Annotated in this window: 13 protein-coding genes and 2 pseudogenes; 5 read left to right on the forward strand and 10 right to left on the reverse strand. The window is 58.4% G+C overall.

Translation table 11 applies throughout. The features are described 5' to 3' along the window. The first annotated feature begins 53 nt into the window (after positions 1 to 53). From PMA3_RS17000 to PMA3_RS17015, 4 genes and pseudogenes are all read left to right on the forward strand, one after another. A pseudogene (locus PMA3_RS17000) lies at positions 54 to 1,606 on the forward strand (BCCT family transporter). A 26-nt stretch (positions 1,607 to 1,632) separates the two neighbouring features. Beyond that, a complete protein-coding gene (locus PMA3_RS17005; RefSeq protein ID WP_102136477.1) occupies positions 1,633 to 3,351 on the forward strand; it encodes a hypothetical protein in 1,719 nt (572 codons plus the stop codon). A gap of 1 nt (position 3,352) precedes the next feature. After that, the gene (locus PMA3_RS17010) at positions 3,353 to 4,078 is read left to right on the forward strand and encodes a DUF3726 domain-containing protein (RefSeq protein WP_064678263.1); all 726 of its coding nucleotides are present in this window, start codon (positions 3,353 to 3,355) and stop codon (positions 4,076 to 4,078) included. Between the two features lie 32 nt (positions 4,079 to 4,110). Further along, positions 4,111 to 4,485: a RidA family protein gene (locus PMA3_RS17015; RefSeq protein ID WP_064678264.1), complete on the forward strand. Its 375-nt coding sequence runs from the start codon at positions 4,111 to 4,113 to the stop codon at positions 4,483 to 4,485. 18 nt (positions 4,486 to 4,503) lie between these two features. On the opposite strand, the gene PMA3_RS17020 is transcribed toward PMA3_RS17015, so the two are convergent. Further along, positions 4,504 to 5,136 (reverse strand): Vgb family protein, encoded by a 633-nt coding sequence (locus PMA3_RS17020; RefSeq protein ID WP_064678265.1) that lies wholly within the window; start codon positions 5,134 to 5,136, stop codon positions 4,504 to 4,506. A 36-nt stretch (positions 5,137 to 5,172) separates the two neighbouring features. Then, positions 5,173 to 6,393, reverse strand: a complete 1,221-nt coding sequence (locus tag PMA3_RS17025; protein WP_064678266.1) for a hypothetical protein — start codon at positions 6,391 to 6,393, stop codon at positions 5,173 to 5,175. A gap of 678 nt (positions 6,394 to 7,071) precedes the next feature. On the opposite strand from PMA3_RS17025, the gene PMA3_RS17030 reads away from it, so the two are divergent. Further along, entirely contained in the window at positions 7,072 to 8,031 is a 960-nt protein-coding gene (locus PMA3_RS17030) for an EamA family transporter (protein WP_064678267.1), read from the forward strand. Between the two features lie 4 nt (positions 8,032 to 8,035). On the opposite strand, the pseudogene PMA3_RS30875 reads toward PMA3_RS17030, so the two are convergent. The 8 genes and pseudogenes from PMA3_RS30875 to PMA3_RS17055 form a co-directional block, all read right to left on the reverse strand. Then, positions 8,036 to 8,414: pseudogene (locus tag PMA3_RS30875) on the reverse strand (type VI secretion IcmF C-terminal domain-containing protein); the annotation flags it as partial. A 12-nt stretch (positions 8,415 to 8,426) separates the two neighbouring features. Further along, complete coding sequence (locus PMA3_RS33170; RefSeq protein WP_237140643.1) at positions 8,427 to 9,056, reverse strand: hypothetical protein; 630 nt, start codon at positions 9,054 to 9,056, stop codon at positions 8,427 to 8,429. Between the two features lie 45 nt (positions 9,057 to 9,101). Then, positions 9,102 to 9,653, reverse strand: coding sequence for a hypothetical protein (locus tag PMA3_RS33175; RefSeq protein ID WP_237140644.1), 552 nt, complete (start codon positions 9,651 to 9,653; stop codon positions 9,102 to 9,104). 213 nt (positions 9,654 to 9,866) lie between these two features. Next, positions 9,867 to 10,583 (reverse strand): hypothetical protein, encoded by a 717-nt coding sequence (locus tag PMA3_RS17040; RefSeq protein ID WP_152032266.1) that lies wholly within the window; start codon positions 10,581 to 10,583, stop codon positions 9,867 to 9,869. A gap of 114 nt (positions 10,584 to 10,697) precedes the next feature. After that, positions 10,698 to 11,141, reverse strand: coding sequence for a hypothetical protein (locus PMA3_RS32525; protein WP_152032267.1), 444 nt, complete (start codon positions 11,139 to 11,141; stop codon positions 10,698 to 10,700). A 340-nt stretch (positions 11,142 to 11,481) separates the two neighbouring features. Then, positions 11,482 to 12,297: an SH3 domain-containing protein gene (locus PMA3_RS17045; RefSeq protein ID WP_152032268.1), complete on the reverse strand. Its 816-nt coding sequence runs from the start codon at positions 12,295 to 12,297 to the stop codon at positions 11,482 to 11,484. Continuing rightward, entirely contained in the window at positions 12,278 to 14,581 is a 2,304-nt protein-coding gene (locus PMA3_RS17050) for a hypothetical protein (RefSeq protein ID WP_152032269.1), read from the reverse strand. Before PMA3_RS17050 ends, PMA3_RS17045 begins: the two co-directional genes overlap by 20 nt. A gap of 23 nt (positions 14,582 to 14,604) precedes the next feature. Then, positions 14,605 to 14,886 (reverse strand): hypothetical protein, encoded by a 282-nt coding sequence (locus PMA3_RS17055; protein WP_064678271.1) that lies wholly within the window; start codon positions 14,884 to 14,886, stop codon positions 14,605 to 14,607. Between the last annotated feature and the right edge of the window lie 44 nt (positions 14,887 to 14,930).

Raw genomic sequence — 14,930 nt, forward strand, 5'->3', positions numbered from 1 at the left:
TTCATCTCCCCACTCGGCGATGGACAGCCTCAAGCGCGTATTTTGGAGGCATCATGAAAACCACCAGCACCTTGCAAGTCGACAGCCCGCCGCTGAACCTTGCGCCGCCGAAGAAAGACATCGACTGGCCGCTGTTTCTCATCAGTGGCGGCTTCCTCGGCGCGTTCCTGATCGCGGCGCTGATCGACATCGATGGCGTGTCGCTGCTGGTGAACACGCTGTTCGCCTGGTCGACCCGGTTCTTCGGGCTCTACTGGCAGATTCTGATGCTGTTGACCTTCGCCGTGAGCCTGTTCATCTGCTTCAGCAAATGCGGGCGAGTCCGGCTCGGCGGTGTCGACCAGCGCCCCGACACCAGCACCTTCAACTGGATCGCGGTGATCATGTGCGCCCTGCTCGCCGGCGGTGGCGCCTTCTGGGCCGCGGCCGAACCGATGATGCACTTCGCAAGCCCGCCCCCACTGTTCGCCGGGGTGCAAGCGCACACCGAAGCGGCAGCGCATGCGGCGCTCGCGCAGTCCTTCGTGCACTGGGGTTTCCTCGCCTGGGCCGTGCTGGGCAGCCTGCTGTCCATCGTGTTGATGCACCTGCATTACGACAAGGGCCTGCCACTGGCACCGCGTACGCTGCTGTATCCGCTGCTCGGCGAGCGCGCGCTCAAAGGCCCGATCGGCACCCTGGCGACGCCACTTCCATCATCGCCGTGGTCGCCGGCACCATCGGCCCGATCGGCTTCCTCGGCCTGCAAATCAGCAGTGCGTTGCATTCGGTCTGGGGCATCCCCAATGACCTGACGGTGCAGTCGATCACCATTGTCCTGGTCACGGTGATGTACACCACCTCCTGCCTGGTCGGGCTCAAGGGCATCCGCTTCGTCAGCGAGATCAATGTCTGGCTGATGATCGGCCTGGCGATCTTCATGGTGGCGTTCGGGCCGACCATGTTCATCCTCGGCGGCTTCCCGTCGGCGTTCGCCCTGCACCTGGAACAGTTCATCCCGATGACGCTGTTTCGCGCCGATCCGAAATGGCTCGACTGGTGGACGGTATTCTACTGGGGCTGGTTCATCGGCTATGCACCGATGGTCGCGCTCTATGTGGCGAAGATCTCCCGTGGCCGGACCATCCGCGAAGTGATCATGACCCTGTCGATTATCGCTCCCATCGTGACCATGTTCTGGTTCACCGTGGTCGGCGGCACCGGCATCGGCCTGGAACTGCAAACCCCCGGCATCGTCACGGCCAATGGCGCACAACCCGAAGCGCTGCTGTTGGGGGTGACGCAAAACCTTCCCCTGGGTGGCCTGGTCTCCGCACTGTTCCTGTTCCTGAGCTTCATCTCGGTCGCCACCAACGGCGATGCCATGGCGTTCACCGTGGCGATGGCCATGTCGAGCAATGACAAGCCGAAAAAATGGCTGAGGGCCTTCTGGGCCATCGGCATGGGCCTGGCCGCCGTGGTGCTGATCACCATCGGTTCCGGCGGGGTCACGGCCCTGCAATCCTTTATCGTGATTACCGCGGTGCCGGTGTCGCTGTTGATTCTGCCGTCGCTCTGGGATGCGCTGCGAATCGCCCGGCACATGGCTCGCGAACAGGCTGTCTGATGATGAATAGTTCAGGAATCGCAATGATGTCTCCGTCCCGCACCGACGCCGAACCACAACCGACCCTGCGCCCCGCGGCGCAGGTCATGGACCTGGATCGGCTGGGCAGTCACTTTCAAAGCCGGCTGAGTTTCGTGCGCAGCAGCATGCGGCGCATGATGAACGAGCAGTGGCGCATCCAGCGCACCTGCTTCGACCTGGATGCCGAAGGTTTTGGCACTGCCATCTACCGCATCGACACCGCCAGTGCGCATTACCACTGCGTGATTTTCTCGAATGACCTGCCGCCGGAAAAACGCAGCGACCGGGTGATCGCCGATCAGTGGGATGTCAGCTTCGTCCTGCTCGCCGGGGATGTCGATGAGCAGCAGCTGGCCGATCTGCGGCGCAACGTGCCCTTGCAGGAAGCCGGGCGCTTCGATGCCCGGGTGCTGGTGCTGTCACGGGCCAACCGCAGCCTGCGCAACTTCGAGCGTTTCCTCGGGGCGCTGGCCGAAGGTTGCCAGCCAGACCCGCGGCAACTTGCCGAGGTGGGCTACCTGTATCGCACCACTGCCGTCTACGGCAACGGCAAGTTCGGCATCGCCGACTTCAGTTGCCTGCAAGGTAATGCCGACTTCACCCAACCCTTCAGCGCGCAGATGTTTACCGTGTACCTGCTGCGGCACTTCAGCATCGAGCAAATCGAACACATGGCCCGGGCGCGCAATCCGCAACGGGCGGTCGGGCTGGACATCGCCCTGCAACGCTACCTCGGGGTCGGCAATTCCACGGGGCTGGGCATGGCGCCGTTCCTGATCAATCACCCGCAGCTGGTCAATCAATGGCTGTGGGCCAGGGAAACCGCCTTGGCCCGGGTCTTGGCGCACCCTGCCGATCTGCCCCGGGTGCAACGTTTCCAGGCGCTGCTGCAACGTGCTTGCCAGCACCTGGCGCAAACCCGCACCGACGACCCGCGGCAAAGCACAATCGACCGGCAGACCCTGGCCGAGCTTGGGCAACTGGCCGAGTGGTTCGACGGGCAGCCGGTCAGTACCGACCTGTGGCCACGGGTGCAGGCCTGGGCCGAGCGGCACGGCGGTAACGGTTGCCAGGAATTGCTGGTGAGCCTGCTGCTGGAGCTGTACCCCGAACAGGTCGATCCGCTGGCCGAACAGATGTCGGTCAAGGAAGGCTTTCGACTCAATGCCGAGATGCCGCTGGATGAGTTGTGCGATCTGATAGAGAGCCGCTACCGCTGGGCACTCGACTATGACTTGAGCGCCGCCGAGGCCAACCATTTCTTCTGGTATCGCTCGGCGGAAAAGGAAGAACCCCGCCTGGGCGAGCGCGCCATGGTACCGGGTGCCGAGAAGGAAATGCAGTTGGGCATCGCACACAACATTCAACGCTGCCACCGCGCCTTGTTGGTCTATCGGGAACAGCATCCGCAGCAACTGACTGCGCACTTCCTGCTGGCCCAGCCGCAGTTCAAGGGCACCGTCTGCCGCTTGCAGGGCATGGACCGCTGCGCCTATGGGGAAATCCGCGCCAACCTGATGGACCGCGGCATGCTGCCGATCCACCTGCTGCGTTGCAAGTTGGCGTTCTTCGGGGCCGGCAAGTTCGATCCCAAGTCCAGTCGGTGGGTGCGCATCACCTTGTTCCAGGGCGCGCCGCTGGTCAGCGAGATTGGCCAACCCTTCGACGATGACTGGAATTTCGCCGTCATGCCCCCACTGGCAACCGCTGCCGGAGAACTCTGATATGCGTGTCTCGCTCAATGAAATCCAGGTGATCTGCCGCAAGGCCTTCGAAGGCATCGGCTTTGCCCCGGGTGATTGCGACGACGCCGCCGAGATGATCGCCTGGCTGCAATTGCAGGGGCTGGACGGTATCGGCGCGCTGAAAAAAGCCCTGGCCTTTCTCCACGATGAAGTCGATCGGCCGTTCGACACCTGTTACGAAGATGCCGCACAACTGACCCTCGATGCCCACGGCCAAAGCGTCTTGCGCTGCGCCGCCCAGGCCATCGAGCTGGGCGTGAGCAAGGCCCTGCGCGGCGGCAGTGCCCAGGTCCGGATCCGCCACTGCCACAACCGCATCCTGCTGCTTGGCTACCTGGCGCGCTGCACCGAACAGGGGCTGAACTTTTGCGTCTACTGGCGCGACGCCCGCCAGGAACTGGTCGCCACCCTGGCCGCCGGGCAAAGCACGCCGTCCTTGCGGGTCTATGAGTTGCCATCCTCCGCCCGCAGCGACGAGCAAAGCATCAACGTGTTGATCTCGCGGCACTTCACCCTGCTGCCACGGCTCAGCGCCGAGGACGCGGCCCCTGTCGACCCACCGCTCCCCGCCCGCCAACTCGCCGCCGGCCTTGAGGTCGACGACGAAGTCTGGGTCATGTTGAAAAAACTGGGCGAACAGGTGCTGGTGGAAAGCACCGAAGAGTCCCGACGCCGCGGTGCCGGCGAAAGCAGCGACGCCCGCTGAACATCATTAAGCCTGCTTTTAGGAAACCATCGATGAAATACGCCATCAAGACCGACCTCTTCGCCTCGCGCGCCCCCATGGAATGGGCGGTGGTCGGCAACGGCACGCTGTACACCGCGCAGATCCCCATCGACCGCCAGGGCCAGGTGGTCAGCGGCGGCATCGAAGCGCAGGCCCGCCAGACCCTGGACAACTTGCGCCATACCCTGGAGGCCGCCGGCAGCTCGCTGGATGCCGTGACCCAGGTGCTGATCTACGTCACCGACCGTCGTTACCTGGCCACGGTCAACGAGCTCTACACCGAGTACTTCCAGGCGCCCTACCCCAACCGCGCGGCCGTGGTGGTCGCCGGGCTGGCCAGAGAGGAGATGCTGGTGGAACTGGTGGTGTACGCGTGCATGGACTGAGCCCGTGCGGGCGGCGCCTCATTGGGGGCGCCGAACCACCCTCACCTTGCCACTGTTGCCACCGCCGCAGAAGAACCGCTCGCCGCCATCGGCCTCAAGTCCCGACACCCCGACGCCCTCCGGCAGTTTGAGGCTTTCCAGCACCTCGCCGTTTTGCGGATCGACTCGGCGCAATTCACTCTCGTCCTCTTCCCAGGTGCCATGCCACAGCTGCCCTTCGACCCAGGTCACCCCGGTGACAAAGCGGTTGGACTCGATCGTGCGCAAAATCTTCCCGGTTTCGGCATCGATCTGGTGAATTTTGCGATCGCGATAGCGACCGACCCACAGCGTGCCCTCGGCCCAGGTGAGCCCCGAATCATTACCGCCCCCCGGTGCCGGGATACTGTTGAGCACCCGCCCGGTCTGCGGGTCGATTTTCTGGATGCGATCGGCGGCGATCTGAAACAGGTACTGGCCGTCGAAAGCCGTGCCCGCATCGGCGGTGACATCGATCGAGCGCAGGGTCTTGCCGCTTTCCGGGTCCAAAGCGTTGAGCTTTTCGCCGCTGGCGAACCAGACCTGGCGGCCGTCCCAGGTCAGGCCATGGACGGTGTCGATACCGGGAAACGGGCCATATTCACGCAGTATTTCAGCGGTTGAGCTTTTCATGCTGGCTTCCTCGTTTGCGGGTTGATGGCGTCCATCCTAGTCACTCGGCAGTGGCGCCGGGAGTAACAAGGTCGTCGCGAAACCCGGTATCGGTGGAGTCATCCAGCGCCGCGCCCGCCCACGCCCGAATGCCTGCACCCTGCCGGCCGCCGCCAGCGCTTCGAGGGTGCGCTGCACGGTGCGCTGACTGGCGCCGAGGGCCAGCGCCAGGGCGGAACTCGACCATGATTCGCCGTCGGCGAGGAAGGCGAACACCGCAGCAAACTTTTCATCGACCGGTGGCGCCAGCACCACCACGTCGGCTGAGACCAAAGGCACCAAGGCAAATCCGCGCGGGGTCGCCATCACACCGGCCAAGGGTTTGAGCGCCGCACGCAACCGGCCTATTTCGACACGCAAGCGGGCGCGATGGGATTCATCCGTCAGTTTCAAGCGAAAAGCCCCGGCGATCAGCGCTTCGCGCGACACGCCGCCGGGCCAGGTCTCGGCCATCATTCGGGCCAGGGTGAACAGCACGGGACGGGTGACCAGGGACACCGACATGCCGGCGCCCCGCACGCTGTAACGACACGCATCCACCACCAGTGAGGTTGAGCTCAGCAGCGCTTCAACCTCATCCAGCAACAGGGGCCGCTCTTCACCGTGGGCGATCAGCCGTGCGGCGGGCGTGTCGAGGATGAGCGCGGCGTTTTCGACCTCGGCGGTCAGTGCCGGGATAGCGGCCAATTCGGCAGCATGCCGGGCTCGTGCCAGGGCATTGTGCGCCGACTGCGATTGCAGGCGGCGAATGGCAATCCCCGCCACCACCAGTTCATGGGCGGCGCGCAACACCGGCGGTAGCGGTGCAGGATCGAGCGCGGCGAGCAAGGCTTCAGCCTCGTCGAGCCGGCCGATCAGCAGCAAGCGTCGGATCTGCAGGTAGCGCGCATGGGCCGCGTTCACCCGATCGCCATGAGCCTCAAGCGTCACCCGCGCCGTATCAAGCGCCTTCACCGGCCAGCCCAGGTCCCGCGACGCGAGGGCGATCTCGGCCTCGGCGACCACACACCGCGCCCGGGCCACCGCCTCTTTCGGCCCAAAGGCCCGCGCCGCACTTTTCACCAGCGCCCTGGCCCGCACCAGGTCGCCAAGCTGCGCCATGGCGATGCCCCGCAGGGCGAGCGCCGACGCGTCGTCACGCAACGCCACCCGGTCCAGCGCCCCGAGCGGATCACCCGCGGCCAGTGCGCGTGCCGCCGCGGTGATCAATGAGTCCATGTGTTGTGCGCCATAGCTGTCACTCCCGTCGAGCGATACCGGGTTTGAGTCTGATTCACGGAGTAAAGCATTCGCCGGTCCGGGCTATGGGGTTTTTTGATTGTCACGCTATCAAACTGTTCACAAAATCCGTGCACGACAGTGACCAAGCTGTAGGAGCTGGCTTGCCAGCGAAAGCGCTGGGTCAGCTTGCATCGATGTTGAATGTGCCGCCGCCTTCGCGAGCAAGCTCGCTCCCACAGGGGGTCTGCGGCGAACTCAAAATCCGTGCACGACCGCGATCAAAACTGTGGGAGCGAGCTTGCTCGCGAAAGCGGTTGGTCACCTGTATTGATGTCGCCTGACACTCCGCCTTCGCTGGCAAGCCAGCTCCTACAGTGGATCGGTGGTGAACACTGGATCCGTGCACGACAGCGATCAACTGTAGGAGCTGGCTTGCCAGCGAAGAGGCCCATACAGTCGCCACATAGCCATGAGTCATACGACCTCTTGTGCAATACCCCATTCCCCCCGCAAGCAATCATCCCCCCACACAACCCCCAGCCCACAACAATCCAACAAGCTCCCCACCCTTGCCCCTCCAAACCAAATACGGTACAAACCCTTGATGTTGTACGACAACCTGATAAAAACACCCGACCATCCCCAACGATGACAAATACCCTTCGAGCCCCTGCCATGACCCGCCCCACCAACACACAAACCGTCCCGCCCCCCTTCCCCCGCCACCTCGCCGTACTCATCCTGCTATGCATGGGCTGCGCCTTCGCCGGCAACCATGTGGCCGCCCGGGTGGCGTTCGATGACGGCGCCGGCGTGTTGCTGGCGATCCTGATGCGTTCGGGCGCAACCGTGTTGGTGCTGGCCGCGCTGGTACTCTGGCAACACCAAAGTCTGCGCCTGCCCGCAGGCGCCTGGCGCTGGCAACTGCTGCTGGGCTTGCTGATCACCGCACAAAGTCTGTGCCTCTACTCCGCCGTCGCCCGGGTGCCGGTGGCGCTGGCACTGCTGGTGGCCAACGTCTTCCCCATCCTGCTGGCACTACTCACCTGGGCGCTGGGCGGACCACGACCGACCGCCCGCACCGCCTCATTAATGGGATTGATTCTGCTCGGGCTGGTGTTCGTGCTGGACGTGCCGGGACGCCTCTCGGCCAACAGCAGCGCCGGCCCGCAATGGCTGCTCGGCGTCGCCCTCGCCTTCTGCGCCGCCAGCGTGTTCGCCTGCGCGCTGTGGATCACCGATCACAAACTGTCCCAGGTGCGCGGTTCGGTGCGCAGCCTGCTGACCATCTTCATCGTCTTCAGCAGCGTCAACCTCGCCGGCCTGGCCGACGCCCTTCCCGGCGGCCTGAACCTGCCGGCCACCACCACCGGCTGGCTGGCGCTCGCTACGCTGGTGGTGCTCTACGGCACGGGGTTCATCGTGCTGTTCATCTCGGTGCCGCGCCTGGACATGCCGCGCAATGCACCGGTGATGAACATCGAACCGCTGGCGACCTTGTTGATGGGCTGGATCGTGCTGGACCAGATGCTGAGTGCGGGTCAGGTGATGGGTGGGGTGATCGTTGTCACGGGTATTGTGTTGTTGACGTATCGCAAGGCGGTCAGCAAGGTCGAAGCAAAAGAACCGGCCTGACAGCTTATGGCAAGGTGAATCCTCGCAACTTCAGCAACGCCAACGGCCCCGCGCCCAGTTCCGTGCGCAGGTTCCGGGTCAGCTCCAGGCCGTCCGGGGCCTTGAGTTGCAGCCGGTGCAGGATGTCGCTGTCGTTCAGCGGGGAGCCCCGGGCTTTTTCCAGCAGGCGGATCAACCCCCCAGGTTACTTCGTAGTCACCGAACAGCCGTTCACTGGCCTGCACGCTGTTCCAGATCAAATTAGTGCCCGGGTGGCTGCTGAAGCCAGGCCAACTGAAGCGCTGCCAGCTTTCCTTCTGGTTGAAGTATTCGTGTTTCTCGCCATTGAGGACGAAGGTGGTTTGCACCACGTCACGCACCGCTTTGCCGCGCAGTTCGAAACTGCATGCGAATTCCTATTTAGAAGGTGCCGACACAGGCATCAAGACCGTGCCCCAGAGTCCGGCCGTGGCAGGGCCACCACCACTGAAAATCAACTGCGCTCCAGCGCCGCGCTCAATCGTCTGCGTCGCGGCCGCGATAGCCAGCCAAGGTGATGCTTTTCCGGGATGCCCCAGCAACGCATCGAGGTTGCAAAGCGCCTGCTTGCCCAGCATGGGTTCTTTAGCCAACACGGTCGCGATGGACGCATGACGTTGTGGGTCGATACCCACCCGCCAGGTCTTCTCGATTGACTTCGCTTCAAGCGGCACCCAATCGAGGGCTTGACGCGTGGCATAGAGCAGATCGGCGTCGGTAGGCTGGCGCTCCTGCTCAGGCCGGTGCAGGTAGGCGATTGGCGCCAAGGTGGTTTGCGTCAGGCGATTGCCGAACAACACACCGACGGCGACTTCTGCCGTGCCCTCGGGCTGTTCCGGTGCAAGCTGCACGGCCAGCACCAGCAGCAAGGCCTGGTCACCGATGCGCTGGTCGAGCCATTGATCCAGCGCGGCCAGCCCGTTGCCCTCGACGGGTACTGTCGATTGGCGGATGCCGGACTCGCGCCATGCCTTTCGCCATGCAGCGCGCCACTGGTCCTCAGACAAACCGCTATCGACTTCCAGTAGCAGGGCGAGCGGCGCGTTATCAGGCTATCGCGCCAGGGTTGGCGCCAAGTCGGAGAGCACCTGTGCAAGTATTCGCAGTAGTGTCCGTTTGAGGTCTGCGTCCGTACCCGCTGACAGGCGACTATGACTAAAAGTAGTCAGGTCCGACCTCGACGGCTGAGATTTCAGGGCTATGGTTGCGCTCAGCAAGGCATCCAGTTGTGCGGCTGGCGGCTCCCCTGGCGCTGAAAGCGCGGTATACCAGCACACACCCAACACTTGCTGCGAGCGTCGACCCTGTCGAATTTTGCGGATCAGGACTTCTTCCCGCGCTTCATCCCAACCATCGGCAGCAGCGTGTTCGCCCATATGAAACAGCATTCGCCCAAAACCCAGCACGCACCAACTCAGGATCGGTATGCCTAAGGCCAGGCCCCAGAATTCACCAGGTTTCTGGTGCAACGTTTCGTCGCCGAACAGCAAGGTCCCTCCGAGTCCCAACAACGAACCCGACAGCAGCAAGCCGAGCCACAACCAGATACGAGGCCGTGCAGGACGTGGCGCAAGAGGTGGAACTTTATCCAGTCTGACGGGCATGACTAACGCGCTCTCGTTTCAGATAGGGGGGAAATTAATGCACGTCCGCTGCGAGCATTGATTATGCCTTGCATACTTTACCTCTCATCTAGGAGCCCGGCGCCTAACCATACTGGCTCTTTTTAATATTCCAGAACTGAAGCCACTGCTGATCGTCTTTCTAGAGCCCACTGCACACCAACAAATGATATGCAGTCGAATCGAAAACTTTCACTACAAACATTTATCAGTGGCTAGTTTTTTTAAATCATCTTCCGTCTTTCTGGCAAATCCAATGGGCTCTTCAGATCGGAGAATATCGAGATATTTAAGCTGAGGACTGCCGCCATTCAAAAACACTAAAAAAACATCAGCCTCTTTAAAACCAAAGCAGCCAGAGGGACCTTTGATATATTTCTGAGGCAATGCATTCTCAAGCGCCTCCTCCGAAGCATATCTATCATAAATTTCAACATCGCCAATCGTTCCCAACAAGAAGTTAGTCGCCAGTTTCTGCTTGAAAACGGGGCTTGTATCGAAAGAAAAAATCGAAGACGACCACCTGTTTGAATTGTTCTGTGCAACTTCAACATAGTCCTCGCTCAGCGGAATGTTAAGCCCACACGTCCCAGCCGACATCCTGGCGCCATTATAATTATTTCGACTATCAGCGTAAGCACAATCAATTAATATCTCCTTCCCCCTTGACAGCAGGGTAAAATAAAAACTATCTCTGGAAAGAACGAGCAACGCAGGAATGCCGTTTATATCAACCAAACTACGAGCGACATTGTATTCATTGCCCGTAATATTTTCATACACTACTTCGCCACTCCCATCACGCAACACCACACTTCCAGCTTTCGCCCCATTTACTATTTCAACTGCAGCTGATTTTGAAAAGGGCGAAATCAAAAACAACACCATGATAAAGAACGTTTTTTTTGACATATCACAACCCCGAAGACAGCACAGAAGTTTGTTTAAGAACATCTTCAAATTTTTCAGCGCATGAAGTAATCAGCGCCTGCTTGCGGTGACTACGATATTGAAAAACTATAAATACTAATTTTCCGTGTTGCATTTGCAGGTCACTTCGTTGATTTCTTCCTTTTCCTGGCAGGAAAGGTGATCTGCCAGGCCATTATAAAATATTGCTTCGCAGGACATAACTGTCTCACCGATGGGCTGTAGGGGGGTCACTCCAATTTTGAATAGAAGTTTTCCATCTTTGAAGGCGCCCTCTTTGACATCCACAGCTGTGTATCCGTCATTAAAGCCTTTACCAGCTAATGAGCAGATTTTTTTCTCTGCTGATACCGTCCCTCTACTGCCAGGAAGCAAATTTTGGATAACAATACATGATTCATCCGATGAAATAAGATATCGAACCAAAAGATCTCCTACGTCGCCTGTCCCTGCCATAATTACTCTCTTATAGTTAAATTCCGAAGCCTCACCCAAACCAGCGGCGAAAGCAGCCAGTACAAACAAACAAATTGTTTTCATTGCTCTATATACTCCGATCTTCGCTTAAACCTATCGTCTGGGACGTTCGACCAACGATCTCTATTGGACATTATATTTCTTACCAGCCCAATATCACTTTCAACAAAGGGCTTTGAATGAAAGTTCTCGCATGCGTGGTGTAAACGCCCACTTTTAAAGGTGCTTGTCAACCGCCAACTTCTTCAAGTCGTCTCCTTGCAGTCTTTGAAATTGATACTTCCCGGCTTTTTACCGACGACTATTTCTATTGCTGACGCCTCAAAGCAGACGAAAAACAGAAGCAACGACATAGGCACTAACATTTCTTTCAGCAATTTCGCACACAATATCGAAACACCCACTATCTTTCACCACAGTGATCTACCGCACTAAAACTCAGCATTTCTTGCGACACCCACGCTTCGGTAACTATTTTTCCGAGATAACGAACTTTAAGCCAATTACCATCACCAGTAGAGTCGAGTACTACGACCCTATCACCCTTGACAAGGTATGTTTTTGTAATCCCTAAAGAAGAAGGGATCCGAGACAAATATGCTCGCTCCGAAATTATGCAGGCATCAGCAATTATATTTGTCCCGAGAAAACTTATCGCAAAATTTGTCTCCCCGTGCTGATCGTAGGTTGTCACTCTCTCGAGATCGGAATTAATAGCCTCACGAAATTCCGATCGATAAAACTCCCCCCGATCACCTTTATATATTTCAATCCTTGAAAAAGGGCCATCATGTTTGACGCTTGTCAACTCCCCCTGACCATTCAAGTAAGGTGAACCAAATACCTCACCGTGTTCAGAAAACAGGACAACTCCATCTCTAATTGTAGTGACAAACAGAGCGTATAGGCTATTCGCGCCAGCCTCGAACAACTTAACAAATACATCATTAATATTGTTATCATTGACATCCATGAACAATACTTCTACGGCCCCTCCCCCTTCCAGAACGTCACCCTTCAACAATACCCATTCATTATCACCCAATCGAAACCAATACTTATTTTTTTCAAGTTTTACCTGGACTTCATAACCCATTGCCAGCATCGAGTTAAAAACTTTAGCGTTTTTCTCGGCGCTTGCGAAGCCAGGAACACTTACCTGAACAAGCAACAGTATTAAAAACACAAATGCGACAGCTTTATTTTTTGAATATTTCATCGCTTTCACCAAAATAACGCTTCCAGATATCAAACCCTACCGCACTTCCCACTAACGAACTTTCTGAAATTTTATACTTCGTAAACTCTTTCCCCCCATGCACAGAACAAGTAGAAACCTTAAGTTTCTCAATGAGCGCCAGGGCATACTGCTCCCTTTCATGCGCATGGTTAAACCCTCCATTGACGCCAATTATGATTTTAATGAAATCGTTATTTTTTGAAAGCTTGCTCATATCGCCCCACGCAGAACCCTTCCTCCAAAACCATCCTGCAGAACCAGTAACCAATCGCATATTGGTCGCGACTTGCTCTACTGGCGTGAACATGGACATATGCTCGCTTTTAAAATAAGATTGATAGTTTTCGATATGGGTTAATTGAATCAACCCCCTTCCATGATAATTACTCCCACCCCGATAATTATTCCAATGATCAGGAATTGAGCCATCTTTATTTCTATACTCTTCGGTTGTTTTAAATCTATCGCACTCTACTGCTATATTAGACAGAAAGAACGCCTTATCCAGACAATCTTTTATTCCATATCTATTCATAGCATCATTCAACATCACTAAAAAGTTTTTGGCGCCAACGCCTTTGATTGCTGAATGATTAGATTTTAGAAACAGGCCACTCATTATTTGATGTTCCGATATCACGGCTTGCATCTCATCCAGAGTGACATCCCTTCCACAAGCACAAGATCGCTGTGTAAACCTTCCAGCGATTCCCACCGGATGAAAGTGATAGACCTCCCCATGCGCCGGAATCCCGACTCCCGCAGCCACCTCCCCCCACCAACACATCTGCCTGATCCGCTGCTTCTCCGCCAACCAATTCAAATGTGGCGTCGAACCGCTATGCCCAAGTACCTCATCCAGCCGGTCCCATTTGCCCGGTTTGTGGTACCACTCGCTTTCACAATTGACGATCAACTGCGAAATCGACTGTGCGTGGGCGGGCAGGCTGATTGCCGTTCGCAGCTCTTCAGCCGTCATCCTGCCATTGCGGTCGGTGTCGATGATGTCGTACAGCCGGGTCTTCAACGGCCCCGTGTCCCCTTCATCCGCCATGGGACCGAAACGCTCGAGTTGCGCTTCGCTCAGGCGTTTAACGGCGCGCAGGAATGAGGCCATGAATTCCTGAGGGACGTCGTATTCGTCGATGATGTCGTAGCCTTCCCACGACCAGGGACTGACCCATGGGGTGACGCCGACTTCTTCCCGCACCCAGCCATTGAGCAGGTGGTTGTCCGCGCCGTGCAGCAACCCGTCCAGGCGATACCAGTGACTGGCTTTGCGACTCTCGCTCGCGGTCACCTGGATTTTTCGGTCGGCCGGTAGGTCATCCAGTACGCTTTTGGGGATTAACAGGTCGGCAGCACTGAGTGGGCTGGCGACACTCCATACCTTCAGTAGGGCCGCCGTGGCATTTTCTTGATGAGGCACCACGGCGGTGCCCATGGCGAGCTTCAGCCAGGTCCTGTCTTTTTCCGGCAGGCGTTTGGCCCAGGCGCGACTGGCCTTGATGAATGAATCGACGTCATCGCCACTGAACACTTCCAGATGCAGCTTCTGTTCCGGCTGCTGCGCACCGCTCTCCTGGTACCGGCCGAGGTGGCCGATCAGTTCCCCGGCCTTGATCGCGACGGGCGTGTCGAGCACCACCACCCGGTCCGGCCCCAGCGGTTTCTGCTCGCCTTGCAACGCGGCGAAATGCACGTACTGGTCGATGCGTTCCAGTTTGCGGTAATTGCTGTCGCCACTGAGTGTGAAGCGCGTGCCATTCGGCAGTTCCATGAGGACTTCGCTGTGAAAGTCCGGTTCGGCGTAGACATTGAGCGAGCCTCCGAGCGCCTTGACGTAATAGTCGTCCCCGGCGATGAGCATGATCTCGGAGAGGGACACATAGCCGCGCAGCGATCCATCGGCGCTGATCAGATTGGCGGGGCCGAGACGATTCTCCAGCTTACGCATGTGTCCCTTGCCACTGACGGTGACTTCGGCGCCCCGTGGCAAGAGGTCGATCACCTTGCCGTTCCGGTCCTGGGTGCGCACGTTCAGGCCACACAGCTCAAGATTTCCGGGGCGGACGTCGTTCACCGTCTGTTTGACGCGACGGATCGGACTCTCGGGCCAGAACGCCGGGCGAGTGAGGGTGGGGTCCTCGTGGTACACCGACCAGTCTTGCAGGTGCATGTACAGGCTGTAGACGGTCAGGCTGGGCGGCGCGTCCGGGCTGCCATTGATTTTTGGTGGTTGCAGCCGGTGGCGGACCAGCACGAAATTGCGCGAGAACGGTTTTTCTACGGTTTGTTATCGATGAAATATGCCGTGGTCGGCGCCTGCGTGTCGATGCGGTAGGCCACTACTTCACCGTCAGCCAGGCAGTGCACGCTGGATTGATCCAGGGTTTCGGCGGTGCCGCTGTCGAAATGGATGCCGCCGTGGAAGAGGCCGCTGCGGCCGAGGGGGAAATAGCCTGCTTTCGCGTTGGCCAGGTGGGTCAGTTGCAACAGCGGGTTGCGTGTCTCCTTGGAGGTATCTTTGTCCTTGAACGGGTGGCTCCAGTTTTTCAGTGTCTGCAATCCATCGGCGCCTGGCTCTGGCGAAGTGTCAGCCACAACCGTCG

The organism is Pseudomonas silesiensis (genome assembly GCF_001661075.1).
GTDB classification, from domain to species: Bacteria; Pseudomonadota; Gammaproteobacteria; order Pseudomonadales; family Pseudomonadaceae; genus Aquipseudomonas; species Aquipseudomonas silesiensis.